Source organism: Novosphingobium sp. YAF33 (genome assembly GCF_052113265.1).
Taxonomy (GTDB): domain Bacteria; phylum Pseudomonadota; class Alphaproteobacteria; order Sphingomonadales; family Sphingomonadaceae; genus Novosphingobium.
Genome location: NZ_JBFRCW010000001.1, coordinates 450,227 through 464,226, shown reverse-complemented (window position 1 = coordinate 464,226; position 14,000 = coordinate 450,227). Strand labels below are relative to the sequence as shown.

The 14,000-nt window shown below is 66.7% G+C and carries 11 protein-coding genes; 6 read left to right on the top strand and 5 right to left on the bottom strand.

Features of this window, described 5'->3' with window-relative positions; all coding sequences use genetic code 11:
• Positions 1–10: 10 nt before the first annotated feature.
• Positions 11–2,107 (bottom strand): flagellar hook-associated protein FlgK, encoded by a 2,097-nt coding sequence (gene flgK, locus AB4Z00_RS02095; protein WP_166675224.1) that lies wholly within the window; start codon positions 2,105–2,107, stop codon positions 11–13.
• A 61-nt stretch (positions 2,108–2,168) separates the two neighbouring features.
• Positions 2,169–3,494 (bottom strand): flagellar hook protein FlgE, encoded by a 1,326-nt coding sequence (gene flgE / locus AB4Z00_RS02090; RefSeq protein ID WP_132268599.1) that lies wholly within the window; start codon positions 3,492–3,494, stop codon positions 2,169–2,171.
• A gap of 174 nt (positions 3,495–3,668) precedes the next feature.
• On the opposite strand from flgE, the gene AB4Z00_RS02085 reads away from it, so the two are divergent.
• From AB4Z00_RS02085 to AB4Z00_RS02060, 6 genes are all read left to right on the top strand, one after another.
• Positions 3,669–4,157 (top strand): flagellar biosynthesis repressor FlbT, encoded by a 489-nt coding sequence (locus tag AB4Z00_RS02085; RefSeq protein WP_132268601.1) that lies wholly within the window; start codon positions 3,669–3,671, stop codon positions 4,155–4,157.
• 20 nt (positions 4,158–4,177) lie between these two features.
• On the top strand, positions 4,178–5,515 hold the full coding sequence (gene fliI / locus AB4Z00_RS02080) for a flagellar protein export ATPase FliI (RefSeq protein ID WP_132268602.1): 1,338 nt from the start codon (positions 4,178–4,180) through the stop codon (positions 5,513–5,515).
• Positions 5,499–5,933, top strand: coding sequence for a hypothetical protein (locus AB4Z00_RS02075; RefSeq protein WP_132268604.1), 435 nt, complete (start codon positions 5,499–5,501; stop codon positions 5,931–5,933). The genes fliI and AB4Z00_RS02075 overlap by 17 nt, the downstream gene beginning before the upstream one ends.
• The gene (locus AB4Z00_RS02070) at positions 5,933–6,967 is read left to right on the top strand and encodes a peptidoglycan-binding protein (RefSeq protein WP_134094182.1); all 1,035 of its coding nucleotides are present in this window, start codon (positions 5,933–5,935) and stop codon (positions 6,965–6,967) included. Before AB4Z00_RS02075 ends, AB4Z00_RS02070 begins: the two co-directional genes overlap by 1 nt.
• 172 nt (positions 6,968–7,139) lie before the next feature.
• Entirely contained in the window at positions 7,140–8,018 is an 879-nt protein-coding gene (locus AB4Z00_RS02065) for a sigma-70 family RNA polymerase sigma factor (RefSeq protein WP_442044729.1), read from the top strand.
• 265 nt (positions 8,019–8,283) lie between these two features.
• A complete protein-coding gene (locus AB4Z00_RS02060) occupies positions 8,284–9,714 on the top strand; it encodes an alginate export family protein (protein ID WP_442044727.1) in 1,431 nt (476 codons plus the stop codon).
• 129 nt (positions 9,715–9,843) lie between these two features.
• Here AB4Z00_RS02060 and AB4Z00_RS02055 read toward each other — a convergent pair whose 3' ends face one another.
• The 3 genes from AB4Z00_RS02055 to flaF all read right to left on the bottom strand — a co-directional run bounded on the left by AB4Z00_RS02055 (position 9,844) and on the right by flaF (position 13,708).
• Entirely contained in the window at positions 9,844–10,464 is a 621-nt protein-coding gene (locus AB4Z00_RS02055) for a response regulator transcription factor (RefSeq protein ID WP_132268609.1), read from the bottom strand.
• Positions 10,461–13,160, bottom strand: coding sequence for a PAS domain S-box protein (locus AB4Z00_RS02050; RefSeq protein WP_442044724.1), 2,700 nt, complete (start codon positions 13,158–13,160; stop codon positions 10,461–10,463). The genes AB4Z00_RS02055 and AB4Z00_RS02050 overlap by 4 nt, the downstream gene beginning before the upstream one ends.
• Positions 13,161–13,345: 185 nt before the next feature.
• The gene (flaF, locus tag AB4Z00_RS02045) at positions 13,346–13,708 is read right to left on the bottom strand and encodes a flagellar biosynthesis regulator FlaF (RefSeq protein ID WP_132268612.1); all 363 of its coding nucleotides are present in this window, start codon (positions 13,706–13,708) and stop codon (positions 13,346–13,348) included.
• Between the last annotated feature and the right edge of the window lie 292 nt (positions 13,709–14,000).

Below are 14,000 nucleotides of genomic sequence, written 5' to 3'. Positions count from 1 at the left end.
TCTCTCTAACTCAGCGGAGCATGCCGATCAGGGTGTCGTACATGTCCGAGGCCGTGGTCATCACGCGTGCCGCGGCCGAATAGCTGTTCTGCAGGATCACCATCTGCGCGAGTTCCTCGTCGACATTGACGCCGGAGAAGGAATCGCGGCGGTCGAGCGCGTCGCTCAGCCGCGAGGAGGCGTCGTTGTAATTGGTCAGCGCCAGCGAGGCCTGCGAACCGGCGCTGCCGAGCAGGCGGTTGGCGAAAGTGCCGATGGTGAGGCTGCCGTCCTTGCCGAAATCGACCGCGCCGGAAAGCGCGTCGACGAAGCCGGAGACATTGCGGATGTCGCCTGAGCCGATGGCCTTTTCGCCCACCGCGGCCGTCAGCTGGAGCTGGGCGAGCGGCAGCCGCGTGGTATCCGCCAGCAGGCTGGCGGGCACTTCGGCCGAAGCGAGGCCGCTCGCCGCGCCGGTGAGACCCGAAAGCGAGGAGAAGGACAGGCCGGTGCCGTTCCGGTCGGTCGAATCCGAGGGGATCGAGATGGTCGAGCCCGAGCTTGCCGCATTGGTGTTGAACTGGATGCGGCCGCGGTCGTCGAGTTCGAAGCTGCCATAGGCGGAAAGCGGGCTGGCGTTGAGTTCGCCCACCAGGTCGCCCCAGGTCGATCCGGTGGAACCGGTAAGGGTATACTGGGTCAGGACCTTGCCGGTGGGATCGCGCAGGACGATCTGCGCGGTCTCGCCGGTGCCGAAACCGTGGGGATCGCTGGCGGTGAAGCCCGAAGGCGCCAGTGCGCTCGTGTCCGAGCGGATCAGGTTGTTGAGGCCGAAGAACTGCGAGAAGCCCACGCCGGCGCGGTCGCTCGGGCTGTCGGGGTCCTGGGCGATGGCGATGCCGTTCGCGCTCGATGCGGCGCCGATCGACAGGACGCCGTTGGTGAAGCTCGCGGTGCCGTCGGGCGAGAGGCCGGCGTTGATCGCGGCGATGGCGTCATCGACGGTGGCCGTGGGGCCCAGCGCATCGAAGTCGACGGTTGTCTTGGAAACCAGCGTGCCGTCCTTGCCGACGACCGCGAACGTGGCCTTCCCGGTGAAGCCCAGGCGGTCCGTGCCGATCAGGCCGTTCGGCTCGCCGGTCATCGTGTTCGGCGGGGGCAGGGTGGTGCCCGCGTTGGAAACCTTGTTCAGCGTCTCGGCAAGCCCGCTGAACAGCTGGCCCAGCTGTTCCGAGAAATTGGGCAGCGCGCGGTCGCGGATGTCCAGCAGTCCGCCCAGCTTGCCGCCGACGGCGGTGGAATCGATCTTCTCGCCGGTGGAGGCGCCCATCACGCCGCTGTCGGACGCGAAGCGGATGTCGATCGCCGGATAGGTCGCCTGCGAGGACGCGGCGCCGGAGGGGTAGCTGAGCTGGCGCAGGCGCTTGTCGAGCAGGACCTGGCCCGAGGCTGTGTCGATGGTCACGCGGCCGTCGCTCTGTTCGCGCACGGTCACGTCGACCAGGCCGCTGAGTTCCTCCAGCGCGGACATGCGCTCGTCGGCCGGGCCGGACACGCTCTTGCCCAGGCCCTGGAGCCGGGCGACTTCGCTGTTGAGGTCGTGGATCTTCTTGAGGAGCACGTTCGTGCGCTCGACCGTGTCGGAGACTTCGCTCTCGACATCGGCCTGAAGGTTGGAGACGTCGCCCCGGAGCTGGTTCAGGCTGTCGATGGTGTCGGACACGTTGCCGGTGAACAGCGCGATCGACTGCGCCGAGCCCTGGAGGCTGGCGATCTGGGATACCGACGTGGAAAGGGCGGTCAGCCTCGACGCGATGCCGGACTTGGAATCGGTGGCGCCGAGCAGCGACTGGAGACGGTCGAGGTAAGTGGCAGCCGCCTCGCTGCGCCCGGCGTTGCCCGCGCGCTGGTAGACGGCGTTCTCCAGGAACTTGTCCGCCACGCGCGAGGGTTCGCCGACCACGACCCCGTTGACCTTCCCTCCGGCCACTGCCGTGGAGAGCGTCGGCTTCTGGCGGGCGTAGCCCACCGTGCTGACGTTGGCGATATTGTTGGAGACCGTCTGCATTCCGGCTTGCGAGGCCGAAAGGCCGGACATGGCGGAATTGAGTATCTGGTTGAGGGACACGGTGCTGGTCTTCCTGAAAATATCGCCGGGAGAGGGAAGGTCTTGAGGGTAAGGGCCGAGATCAGCGCTTCAGGTTGCTGACTTCCTGAAGCATGTCGTCGACCGTGGTGATGATCTTCGACGAGGCGCTGTAGGCGCGCTGGAAGAGGATCATGTTCGAGAACTCGGCCGCCAGATCGACGTTCGAGGCTTCCAGCGTACCGGCCGAGATCGAGCCGCCGCCAAGGGCGCCGGGCTGGTTGATCGCGACGTTGCCCGAAGTGGCCGAGGCAACGTAGGCATTGCCGCTGATGCGGGTCAGGCCGTCCGGGTTCTGGAAGGTGGCGATCGGCAGCTGGTAGATCGCGCGGGTGGTGCCGTCGTCGAAGACGGCGCTGACGATGCCCGTGTCCGAGATTTCCACCGAGGACACGGTGCCCAGCACGCCGCCGTTGACGCTCGACGAAAGCAGGGCGGAATCGCTGCCGAACTGGGTCAGGCCGTCAAGGCCGCCGTTGGTGCCGAGGCCGAGGGTGATCGGCGTCGAACCGGCGCCATTGGCCCAGCCGATGTCCAGGTTGGCAAAGAGCGAGGGGTCCGAACCGGCCAGGTCGAGGCTGCCGTCGGGGTTGAACTTCACCACGCCGCTGGCCAGGACGCCATCGGTGATGCCGGTGCCGTTCGAGCTGGTGATTTCGCCGGGCGTGCCGGAGATTTCCGCAACCCACTCGTTGGGGCCGGTCTTGACGAAGTTGAAGGTCAGGCTGTGCGAGGTGCCCTGCGCGTCATAGACTTCCATCGGGCGGGAGAACTGCTCCGCGACCGCGCCCGATGCCATCGAGCCGCGCACGTAGCCTGCACTGCCGCCCGCCAGTTCGGCGGCCGTCGAGTCCAGGTTGGTGCGCATGGAAATCTTGGTGGTGGGCTGGGCAGCGCCGGTCAGCGAATTCGGCTTGATCGGTTCCAGCGAGTTCATGCTGCCGTTGTTGGTATAGCTGCCGTTGGCGTCGAGCGGCCAGCCGGTCAGGTAATAGCCGGCCGTGTTGCGCAGATAGCCGTCGGCGTCGGGCGTGAAGGAGCCGGCGCGGGTATAGGAAATCTGGCCGCTGGTATCCGAGCTGGAGCGCACGACGAAGAAGCCGGCGCCGTCGACGCCGATGTCGGTCAGGCTGCTCGAAGCCTGGAGCAGGCCCTGCTTCGAGATGAGCGCCTTGGGCGCGGCGGTGACGCCGCCGGCCGAATAGCTGCTCTTCATCTTGCCATCGGTGACGAGCGTCTGGAACTGGGCGGAAACGCCCTTGTAGCCGATGGTGTTGACGTTGGTAATGTTGTCCGCGACGGTGGCCATGGCGCTCGCCTGCGCGCCGAGGCCGGAAACGCCGGCGTAAAGAGCTGAATAAAGGCTCATTTCATTCTCCTGTGCGTGTCGGCCGGGAAAAGTGGCGTACCGGCCACCGAACAGAGGCATTGTAGGAAGAATGGCGCGGCCCGCGTTCGCAGGCGCACGAAAATTTATGACGCTTCGCCACGGACCTGTCTCAGTCATCCTATAACTGATGCAGATGTCTTGGGGGCAATTGACATGACACTTCGTATTTCGCTTCGCAACGGAGAGCCGGTGATCGTGAACGGCGCGGTTCTGCGCGCTGTCGGCCGCACCGATCTCGTCGTGGAGAACGAGGCCACCATCCTGCGCGGACGCGACGTCATGAAGCCGGAGGAAGCGACTTCTCCGGCTCGGCAGCTCTATTTCGCCTGCATGATGGCCTATATCGACCCGGCCGACCTTTCGCGGCACCAGCAGGTGCTGCTGGCCCGGCTGGAAGCGCTGATGCTGGCGCTGGAGACCGCAGAGGCCAAGGCCGTCTGCATCCGCTTCGCCCAGAAGGTGGCGACCGGCCAGTTCTATAATGCCCTGGCCGACTGCCGGTGGCTGATCGGTTACGAATCCGACGCGCTTTCGCGCATCGTGGTGGCGCCGAAGCCGGCACCTGCCGAACCTGCACCGGCGGTGGAAGCCGCGCCCGTCGTGGAGGTGGCCTCGGCCATCGCGGCCACGCCGGCCGCCTGACGCGAAGAAGCGCTCCTCCGATGGCCAGTCTCGCCGCCGCCGCTGCAGGTCTTCGCCTGCTTACCCCCGACCAGCGCTATGGCCGGGTCGTGGCCGTTCGCGGCGCCCTGATCGAGGTCGAGGGCCTTTCGGGCGCGGCGCAGATCGGCTCCCGCGTGACGCTGAATTCGCCGACCGGACAAGTCGAGGCGGAAGTCACCGGACTGGACCGGGGCATTGCACACTGCATGCCGTTCAGCGAGCCGCAGGGCATCGCCTCGGGATCGCGCGCAGACCTTTCCGCCAGCCAGTTCGCCTTGCGCCCATCGAGCGCCTGGCTCGGTCGCATGGTGGACGGCCTCGGCCGCCCGGTCGACGGCAAGGGGCCGCTCGAACAGGGCGCCCTGCTGCGCAAGATCAAGGCATCGCCGCCGCCCGCTTCGGCACGTGCGCGCGTGGGCTCGCGGCTTTCCACGGGCGTTCGCGCGCTCGATCTGTTCGCGCCGCTGTGCCGCGGCCAGCGGCTTGGGCTGTTTGCAGGCTCGGGCGTGGGCAAGTCGGTGTTGCTGTCGATGCTGGCGCGCTGGACCGAGTGCGATGTCGCCGTGATCGGTTTGATCGGCGAGCGCGGGCGCGAGGTTCAGGAATTCGTGCAGGACGACCTCGGCGAGGAAGGCCTGGCCCGCAGCGTCGTGGTGGTCGCCACTTCCGACGAGCCCGCCCTGATGCGCCGCCAGGCGGCATGGACCACCTTGACTGTGGCCGAACATTTTCGCGACCAGGGGCTCAATGTCCTGTGCCTGATGGACTCGGTCACCCGTTTCGCCATGGCGCAGCGCGAGATCGGCCTGGCCAGCGGTGAGCCGCCTGCGACCAAGGGCTACACGCCCACCGTCTTCGCCGAACTGCCGCGCCTGCTGGAGCGCGCCGGACCCGGGCTTCCGGGGCAGGGCGCGATCACCGGCCTGTTCACCGTCCTTGTCGACGGCGACGATCATAACGAGCCGGTGGCGGACGCCGTCCGCGGCATTCTCGATGGTCACATCGTCATTACCCGCCAGATTGCGGAACGCGGGCGCTATCCCGCGATCGACGTGCTCAAGTCCGTCTCGCGAACCCTGCCGCACTGCCTGGGCGAGGAGGAAAACCATATCCGCCTGGCCGCCCGCCGCGAGATGGCGACGTACAAGGACATGGAAGAAATGGTCCGCCTCGGTGCCTATCGCGCCGGGTCGAGCGCGGAAGTGGATCGCGCCGTGGCGCTGGCCCCGCGCATCGAGGACCTGCTCAAGCAGGGCAAGCAGGATCGCGGTTTCGCGCAGGAGAGTTTCGACGCGCTGGCGGCGCTGATGGAGGTCCCGGATGAAGACACCCTATGACGCCGCGCTGCGCGTGCAGCAGCGTGAGATCGACGAAATGAGCGCGGCGATCAGCAACCAGTCCGGTGTGCTGGGCGAAGTGGAAAAGGCGCGGGACCGCGTGGCCGTGTCGATGAGCCGCGAGGCCGATCTGGCGGCCGGCGATCTGGCGGTCTGCTCGCACGCCTATCTCCAGCGCATGCGCGGCGAGCGCCGGCTCCTGACGGTCCGCCAGGTGCAGCTCAAGGCCCGGCTCGACGAGCTGCGCGATCAGGCGGTCGATGCTTATGGCACGTTCCGCGCCATCGAGACGGCCGCGGACGGCTACCGGCAGGACGCCGAGCGGGTGCTCGCCAATGCCGAGCAGGCCGGGATCGACGACTTCGCCGCCATGTCCTTCATCAAGGCCCGCCGCGCCGTTCGGCGCGAGACCTCGTGATGATCGAGGGCGCAACCGCCCATGGCGCTCAGGCCGGCAGCCTCCAGGGCATGACGCCGGCGCAGAAGGCGCAGCTGATCTACAGCCAGGCCCGCAGCGAACTGTCGGGCCGGCTCTGGCGTGCGGCCCTGGGCGGCGAAGACGACACGCAGTCGAGAGGACTGGCCGACAAGCGTTCCGACCCGCTGGGACTGGACGGTTTGCTCACCCTGCTGGACGAACGCACCAGAGCGGCGAGCGGACAGGCCTCCGTGGCCGATCCGGCCATGCCCAAGGCTCCGGTGGAGGATCCGTCCTGCGGATCGGCTGCCGGCGGCTGGGACCGCGAGGCGCGGCGCGACAGCGGCGAGGGCAGGGGCGGCCGCAACGATGACGCAAGCGGCGCCCTGGCCATGCAGGAAGGGCCCAATGCCCGCTACGCCGGTACGCTCGGCACGGCGGCTTCGCGCACCGGCATTCCGGCGGCGGCACTCGCCACGATCGTGAATGCCGAGGCGGCGAAAGGCTCCGATGGCCGGTGGCTCCCTTATTCGCGCAACCCGCGATCCAGCGCCGCCGGGCTCGGGCAGTTTCTCAACCGGACCTGGGAAGGGCAGGCAGAGCGCCAGGGTACCTGGCTTCATGCCATGGCCCAGCAGAACGGCTGGCTCAACGAGCGCGGGCACGTTCGCGGCGAGAGCCGCGGTGCCTTGCTGGCGCTGCGCTACGACCCCCAGGCCGCGATCGAGACGATTGCGGACTATGCCCGCACCAACCTGGACGCCTTGCGCGGATCGGGCGTGCGGATCGGCGGAGACGTGGTCGAAGTCGCGCAGGCAGCTTATCTCGGTCACCATCTCGGCCTGGGCGATGCGGTGCGTTTCCTGAAGGGCGGGCTCTCTCCCGACCGCGCGCGCACCCTGCTCAATGCCCAGGTCGGCACCGCCAGTGCGAATCGCCGCATCGAAATGGCGGGCAGCGCAACGGCTGCGCACCGTTCTTGGCTGCTCGATTATGTCGGCCGCAACATCCGTCCGGACCGTTTCGCCGGCTGATATTACGGCAAAATGCACTTGGTTCCCGACGAAGTGAAAAAAATTATAGGAAATATAGGAAACACGTTTATAGGATTAACCTCGCGTTCAGAAATTCACGAGACAACAGGTCTTGTTGAAGTGGAGCAGCGGCGATGGGCGCCCGAGGCTCCTCTCTAACCGGGGGTTCAACATGTCGAAGATCACAATCGCTCTGGAAGCCGCGGTCGCCGCCGTCAGAGCGAACATGCCGGCCGATGGCCAGCCGCAGTCCGCACGTCAGCGCGTGCTCGTGGACCGCGCCTTCGCGCAGATCATCAAGCTGATCGCGCCGCGCATCCGCCACTTCATCCGCCAGTACGGTCTGGTCGCCCATTGGGACGACGCCGAGCAGGTATGCGCCATCGCGGTGCACCGCGGCATCCAGGCCTACGATCCCGAAAAGGCGCAGTTCACCACTTTCGTGAACTGGCAGATCCGCGGCGAGCTGCAGAGCCTGCGCTTCCGCCTGATGACCGACCAGCGTCCTTCCGCCAAGAAGGTCGAGGCGGTCACTGTATCGCTCGACGCGATCGCCGGGGGCGAGGACGGCGAGGGTCAGTCGATCGTGGCTTCGATCGAGGACGAGGATGCCCTGGGCCGCACGGAATCGGGCGCTTCGGACTATCTTGCCCGTCAGGCCATGGCCTCACTGACCGACAGCTATGTCGATCACTTGCGCAACATCGGCGTGGAGCGCATCCGCCGCAAGGCTCAGCCCAAGAAGGCGCCCCGTCCCGAGGCCGGCACGCGCCGCTCGGTCTGGCGCACCGGCAAGTCCATGCTCGATCCCACCGAACTGGCGGAACTGGAAGAGCGCCTGGAGCACAACCGCAAGGTCGTGGAAGGCCGTCTCTTCGAGATGACCGCGCTTGAGACGGCGGACGATGAAAACGGCGTGGCCAAGGAACGCGTGCGCCAGATCGCCAAGCGCGCCGCCAAGACCATGAGCGACCTGGCCGTGGCCGATCCGCGCTTCACGATGATGGCGGAATACCGCCAGTCGATGCTGGCGCCGGCCGCCGCGCACTGAGCGCGCCGGCGCGACCTGGGGCGCTGCCGCCGGGAAATGCGCGTACCGCGCGTGTCCCGGCCTGATCCAGAGACTTCGCAGCGGCCTTGTAACGCGGGGCCGCTGCACCCCCCGCTCTACCCGGCGCAAGGGGCTTTTTCATCGTTGCCGGGTGTGCTTTGAAGCTGCCAGGAAAATTGGACAGGGCTGAGGGCGAAAACCGGGATCCGGTCGCCTGCGGTTGCGGTCATTATCCTATAATGGACCGCTACTTCGGGAGATCGTGATGAGTGCCTGCCTGTTCGACCCGGTCCGCAAGGACTGGAATTTCGGTCCGCAATCCTGGCGCGCCCGCGCGCTGCTGGGCATGATGGGCGGCGGTCTGCTGCTCGTCGGACATACCGGCACTGCCCATGCCGACGGCCTGCTGGAAACCGCGGTCGGCGCGCCGGAAGGGCTGACCATCAAGGGCGAAGTCCGCGCCCGCGTCGAAGGGATCGACGGACAGTTCCGTCCCACCGCGGCCGAGGACGACGCCATGTTCTCCCTCAAGACCTCGCTCCTGGTCGAATACGATGGTGGGCCCTGGCGGGTCGGCGGCGAACTCTGGGACGCCCGCGCCTATGGCGAGAAGTCCAATTCCTCCGCGGGCACCGGCGAAGTCGATGCACTGGAAATGGTCCAGGCCTATGTCGGGCTGGACTTCGGCATGGGCGGCGGTTCCAAGGCGCAGCTCACGGCGGGTCGCTTCACGATGAACCTGGGATCGCGCCGCCTGGTCGCGCGCCAGTCGTTCCGCAACAGCACCAATGCCTTCACCGGCGTCAATTTCCAGTGGAAGGGCCGCGGCGGAGACCAGCTGACCCTGCTCTGGACGATGCCGCAGCTGCGCCTGCCCGATGATTCCGAAGGCATCCACGACAATTCGGTGAAGCGCGACGAAGAGACCACGGACCTCCAGTTCTATGGCGGCTCGCTGACCAAGGCCGGCGTGTTCGGCGGCTCTCTGGAAGTCTACGGCTATGGTCTGGCGGAACGCGACAGCGCCGACCGGCCGACCCGCAACCGCCACATCTTCACGCCTGGCCTGCGTGCCTATCGCGCGCCGAAGGCTGGCCATCTGGACTACGATGTCGAGGGTGCCTACCAGTTCGGCCGCACCCGGGCGACGACCGCGCCCACCGACCGGACCGACCTCGACGTCTCGGCCTACTTCATCCACGCCGAAGCGGGCAACACGTTCGCCGGCGGATGGAAGCCGCGCGTCTCGCTCGACTTCGACATCGCCAGCGGCGACCGTTCCAAGGCGGGGACCTACAACCGCTTCGACACGCTGTTCGGCGCCCGGCGGTTCGATTTCGGCCCGACCGGGCTCTACGGCGCGGTTGGCCGCTTCAACACGATTTCGGGCGGCGCGCGGCTTGAAGTGAAGCCGGACAAGAAGTCGGACGTGATGGTGATGTACCGCGCGCTCTGGCTGGATTCCAAGACCGATGCCTTTTCCAACACCGGCGTGAAGGACGTGTCCGGGCGGAGCGGCAGCTTTGCCGGCAACCAGGTGGAAGCCCGCTATCGGCGCACCCTGATCCCGGACGTGCTGCGGGTCGACACGGGCGTGGCCTATCTCGCCAAGGGCGGCTTCCTCAAGGACGCGCCCAATGCCCCGCAGACCGGCGACACCCGATACGGCTACGTGGATCTCTATTTCGACTTCTGAAGAATAACCGGCGTACCCTGTGGACCTGCCCCGTCCGGCCTCTCTCCTGAGCCGGGCGGGGCATCCCTGGTATCGCGAAAGCCGCCGCCCGAGCATCCGAGACGCGCGGCGGACTTTCGAAAGGCCCGGTCAATCCATCGGCACGAGGCCCGCCGCAAAGGCGATGCGCAGCACTTCGGAAAGGCTGCGCACCTGCAGCTTTTCCATCAGCTTGGCGCGGTAGATTTCCACCGTGCGCGGGCTGATGTCGAGCGCATGGGCAATGATCTTGTTCGATTGCCCGTCGATCAGGCCCTTGAGCACATCCAGCTCCCGCGGCGAAAGCTGCTCCAGCAGCGAGATCGCCTTTTCCTTGCGCCGCTCTTCCGCGGTCGAGACGGCCTGCTGGGTGAAAGCGGATTCCACCGCGTTCATCAGCTTGAGATGGTCGCAGGGCTTTTCGATGAAGTCGATCGCACCGAGCTTCATCGCCTGCACCGCCACGGAGACGTCGCCTTCCCCCGTGAGCACGATCGGCACGAACCGGGTCGGCCGCCCGCCCACCGTGCTGAGCACTTGCAGCCCTGACGCCCCCGGCATCTGCAAATCCAGCAGCAGGCAGCCCGGCTCCAGCAAGGGCGCCGCTTCCAGGAAGCTGTCCCCGGAATCGAAGCAGCTGATCCGGCTCTCCCCGATCATCGACAGCAGATATTCGAGCGAAGTGCGTACGGCCAGGTCGTCATCGACGATATAGATGCGCCGCGACGTCATCCTGCCCTGAGCTCCAGCTCGCTGTAGCTGGGCAGCGTGAATTCGACCGCCGCGCCCCCATCGGGGACGTTCCGCAAGGAGAAGCGCCCGCCATGCGCTTCCACGATGCGGCGGCAGATCGACAGACCAAGCCCCATGCCCGTCGTCTTGGTAGACGAAAAGGCCTCGAAGGGGCGGTTTATGATGGCTTCGGGCAAGCCCGGGCCGTTGTCGATAACACTGATCATGATGTGACCATCGTTCAGTTGGCGGGTTGAAAGAGTGATTTCCGGCAGCCTGTCGTTGAGGCCCGCGAGCGCGTCGAAGGCGTTGTTGAGGACGTTCACCAGCACCTGCTGCATTTGGATGCGATCGGCAAGGATGGATGGAGCCACGACACTGGGGCGATAGCTGAGACGGACCCCCGGTACCCGGCTGCGCGAGCGCGCAAGCTGCAGGGTTTCGGCGATCACCTCGTCCAGCGGCTCGGCGCGAATTTCCAGCTCGCCCTTGGAAACGAAGGCGCGCATGCGGCGGATGATGGAGCCGGCGCGCAGCACTTCCTGGCGCGCCAGTTCCAGCATGCAGCGGACCTGCTCGGGATCGCCGCCACGCGCCATCGCCAGGTCGATGGCGCCCAGCAGATTGGAAGTGGCGGTCAGCGGCTGGTTCAGCTCATGCGCCAGGCCGGCGCCCATCTCGCCCATGGCGCTGACCCGCGAGGCGTGGAGCACCTGCTCGCGCAGTTCGTTGAGGCGGGCCTGGGTGGCCATCTGCTCGCGCAAGTTGCGGATGAAGGCGATGGCGATCCGCTCGTTGCCCACATTGGCCGCGCCCACCGCGATTTCGATCGGCAGTTCGTTGCCGTTGCGGTCGAGGCCGGCGGTGATGCTGGTGATGGCGGGATTGCCCTGGCCGGGCAGCGCCGGGTCGGTGGAGGGCCGGACATAGCGCGGCAGCAGCAGGCGCACGTCCTTGCCCAGGACTTCGGCCGCGGCATAGCCGAACAGCGTTTCGGCGGTGGTCGAGAACGAGCGGATCTGCCCGCCCCCGTCGATGGTGATCATCGCCTCCGGCACGGTTTCCAGGATCGAGCGCAGTTCGGATTCGCGCGATTTCAGCATTTCGGCATGCTGTTCGCGCTGGGTGGCATCCATCACGATGCCGATCATCGAGACATCGTTCTCGCCCGGGCCGCGGTGGATATGCGCGGTTCCCTCGACGACTTTGACGACGCCTGCCTCCACCGCGACCAGGCGGAAGCCGTAGCGGCCCGCGCTCCAGGCTTCGGGCGGGCCGGGCATGCGGAAGGAGGTTCCGAACGTCTGGCGCAGATGGCGTTTCCAGGCGTCGATCCCGCCGTCGAACAGGCCGGGCTCCAGCCCGAACAGGCGCTCGGCATGGCCGTGAAAGACGAAGCGGTCAGTGGCAAGCGACCATTCGAAGATGCCGAGTTCGTGGAGGTCCACCGCCAGCGAGAGGCGCGCGTCACTGGCGAGCATGGCGTGTTCGGCGCGGGTGCGGGCGGTGATGTCGGTCATGGCATGGACCACCATGGGCGCGATGTCGGAGCGCGGCTGCACGGCCTGGCTGCTGTGCAGGACGCGCAGCATGGTGCCGTCCTTGCGATAGGCGGTCACTTCGCGCTCCTGCCGGGCACCGGCGAGCAGCGCCTCGATGTCGCTGGTGGCGATCGGCGGGGTGCCGGTGAGCTTCTGCTGGAAGCGGCCGAGCGCCTGCTCCGAGGTCCAGCCGTAAAGGCGCTCGCAGCCGGCCGACCAGCGCAGGATCCTGCCGTCGACATCGGTGATGGCGACCGGGGCGGAATCGAGCGCGAGGTTCACCGCCCAGCGGGCGCCGCTCTCGCGGGCGATGCGCATCCAGGCCCAGGCGATCAGGCCGCAGGACAGGGCCACCTGGGCCACGGCCTGGACGATCTCGATCATCTCGGCAGAGACCGCTCCCGAGCGCTCGACCCAGAAATGCGCCAGCGCGGAGACGACCGGCAGGGAGACGCAGAGCAGCAGGCAGGCCTGGAGAGTGGCGGAGCCGAACCCGCAATCGGGTTGCCGCGGCCAGGCGCTCTGGCGGCGCAGGGCGATGAGGCCCACCGCGAGCAGGCAGATGGTCACGGCCGTCGGCACGGACATGAGCGCGTGGCGGGTCTCCGGGCCCGGCGTGCTGATGCCCAGCGGCAGGAGCATGCCCGAAATCGCGGCGACGGCGATGGCGATGCAGGCGAAGACCACGGTGAGACGGCGTAGGGCGCGGCGCGAGGAACCGAGGGAGAGGGCGGAAAGAGCCAGCAGCACGAGGCCTAGCGCGGGCAGCACGCCCGGGCGGCCGGGGTAGGGCCGGGTCTGGTGAAGGACGCTGTCCGCAAACAGCAGGCGGTCCATGCCGAGCGAGACGCCTGCCCATTCCTGGATGAGCGAGGAACATCCTATGACGAGGGGTACGGCCATGGCCCATCGTGCGGCGCTGCGCCGGGAGGCGGCGCCGAGCAGGATACCGATGCCGATGGCGCTGCAGCCCACGGCCGTCAGCGGCTGCATGAGGAAGCCGTCCGTGCCGATTCCGGCAAGGCCCGGCATGCCGAAAGCCCAGCCGCAAAGGACGATGGCGCAGACAAGTTGGGCCGCGAGGACGAGGGCGGGAATGGCCGGTGCCATCCCGACAGGAAGCGACCCGCCCAAGCGCTGCGGCGGTGGATTCAATTCCTGCATTCCGACCCGCTTATTGCGCCTTGCACTTTGGCTTCAAGGCGAACGGGCAAATAGAGCTTTACGCATCTTTGTAAATAGACGGTCGAGATGGCAATCCGGTGCTTTCCGGTGGCAGACGAATAAGCGCTTGATTATCTTTTCTAAAAAAGATGAAGGAAATCGTTAAGTGATTTTCCTTAGTTGCCAGTACCGTTCTCGTTTGCAAGTCCTTCTATGATCGCGCGATTTACCACGATCAAATCGTCGATGGTGTCATGGCCTGTAATGACTTCCGACGTATACTTGTCCACCCACAGACCGATCGAGATGATCCGCGCACGCAAGTCGTCCGGTAGTTGATTGCCCTGGCCCGCGCACATTGAAGAGAAGGTGGACCAGGCCTGGCGATTGCGGTGAAGCGCGGGCGCAAGCTGTGCGCCGCGCAGGCCGGCATCGCGTGCGGCGATCATTTCGCCGGTGATCTGGCTCATCAGCCGGTATTCGTTCCGGCGAGGCGTCGCGGCGATCTGTTGCACGCGTTGGTAGGCATTGAGTGACATGATGGCTCCAGCAAGGACGTCCGCCTCCCTCATATAGGACAAAGACGTGCCGAGCGGTCGCAGGGCGGTCCGTTTTGCGATGCGCCGCGGCGGCATTCCCGATCCGGGACCGCCGAGGAGCCTGAGTCCGTCCTCCCGAAGGCGCCTGGCGATGGCGAGCACCAAAGGGGCCACTGCCGGATCCGCAAGGACGCCGCCGGGCATCGCTGCGCCTAATTTCCATCGCCCCGCACCGCCCCCGGCCCGAGCATCCTATAACTAACGCAGGGCTTCGGCCCCGTAACCTTTTGCG

Coding starts and splice junctions, on each gene's coding strand:
- flgE (WP_132268599.1), bottom strand. CDS start 3,494: ATGAGCCTTTATTCAGCTCTTTACGCCGGCGTTTCCGGCCTCGGCGCG.
- AB4Z00_RS02085 (WP_132268601.1), top strand. CDS start 3,669: ATGACACTTCGTATTTCGCTTCGCAACGGAGAGCCGGTGATCGTGAAC.
- fliI (WP_132268602.1), top strand. CDS start 4,178: ATGGCCAGTCTCGCCGCCGCCGCTGCAGGTCTTCGCCTGCTTACCCCC.
- AB4Z00_RS02075 (WP_132268604.1), top strand. CDS start 5,499: ATGAAGACACCCTATGACGCCGCGCTGCGCGTGCAGCAGCGTGAGATC.
- AB4Z00_RS02070 (WP_134094182.1), top strand. CDS start 5,933: ATGATCGAGGGCGCAACCGCCCATGGCGCTCAGGCCGGCAGCCTCCAG.
- AB4Z00_RS02065 (WP_442044729.1), top strand. CDS start 7,140: ATGTCGAAGATCACAATCGCTCTGGAAGCCGCGGTCGCCGCCGTCAGA.
- AB4Z00_RS02060 (WP_442044727.1), top strand. CDS start 8,284: ATGAGTGCCTGCCTGTTCGACCCGGTCCGCAAGGACTGGAATTTCGGT.
- AB4Z00_RS02055 (WP_132268609.1), bottom strand. CDS start 10,464: ATGACGTCGCGGCGCATCTATATCGTCGATGACGACCTGGCCGTACGC.
- flaF (WP_132268612.1), bottom strand. CDS start 13,708: ATGTCACTCAATGCCTACCAACGCGTGCAACAGATCGCCGCGACGCCT.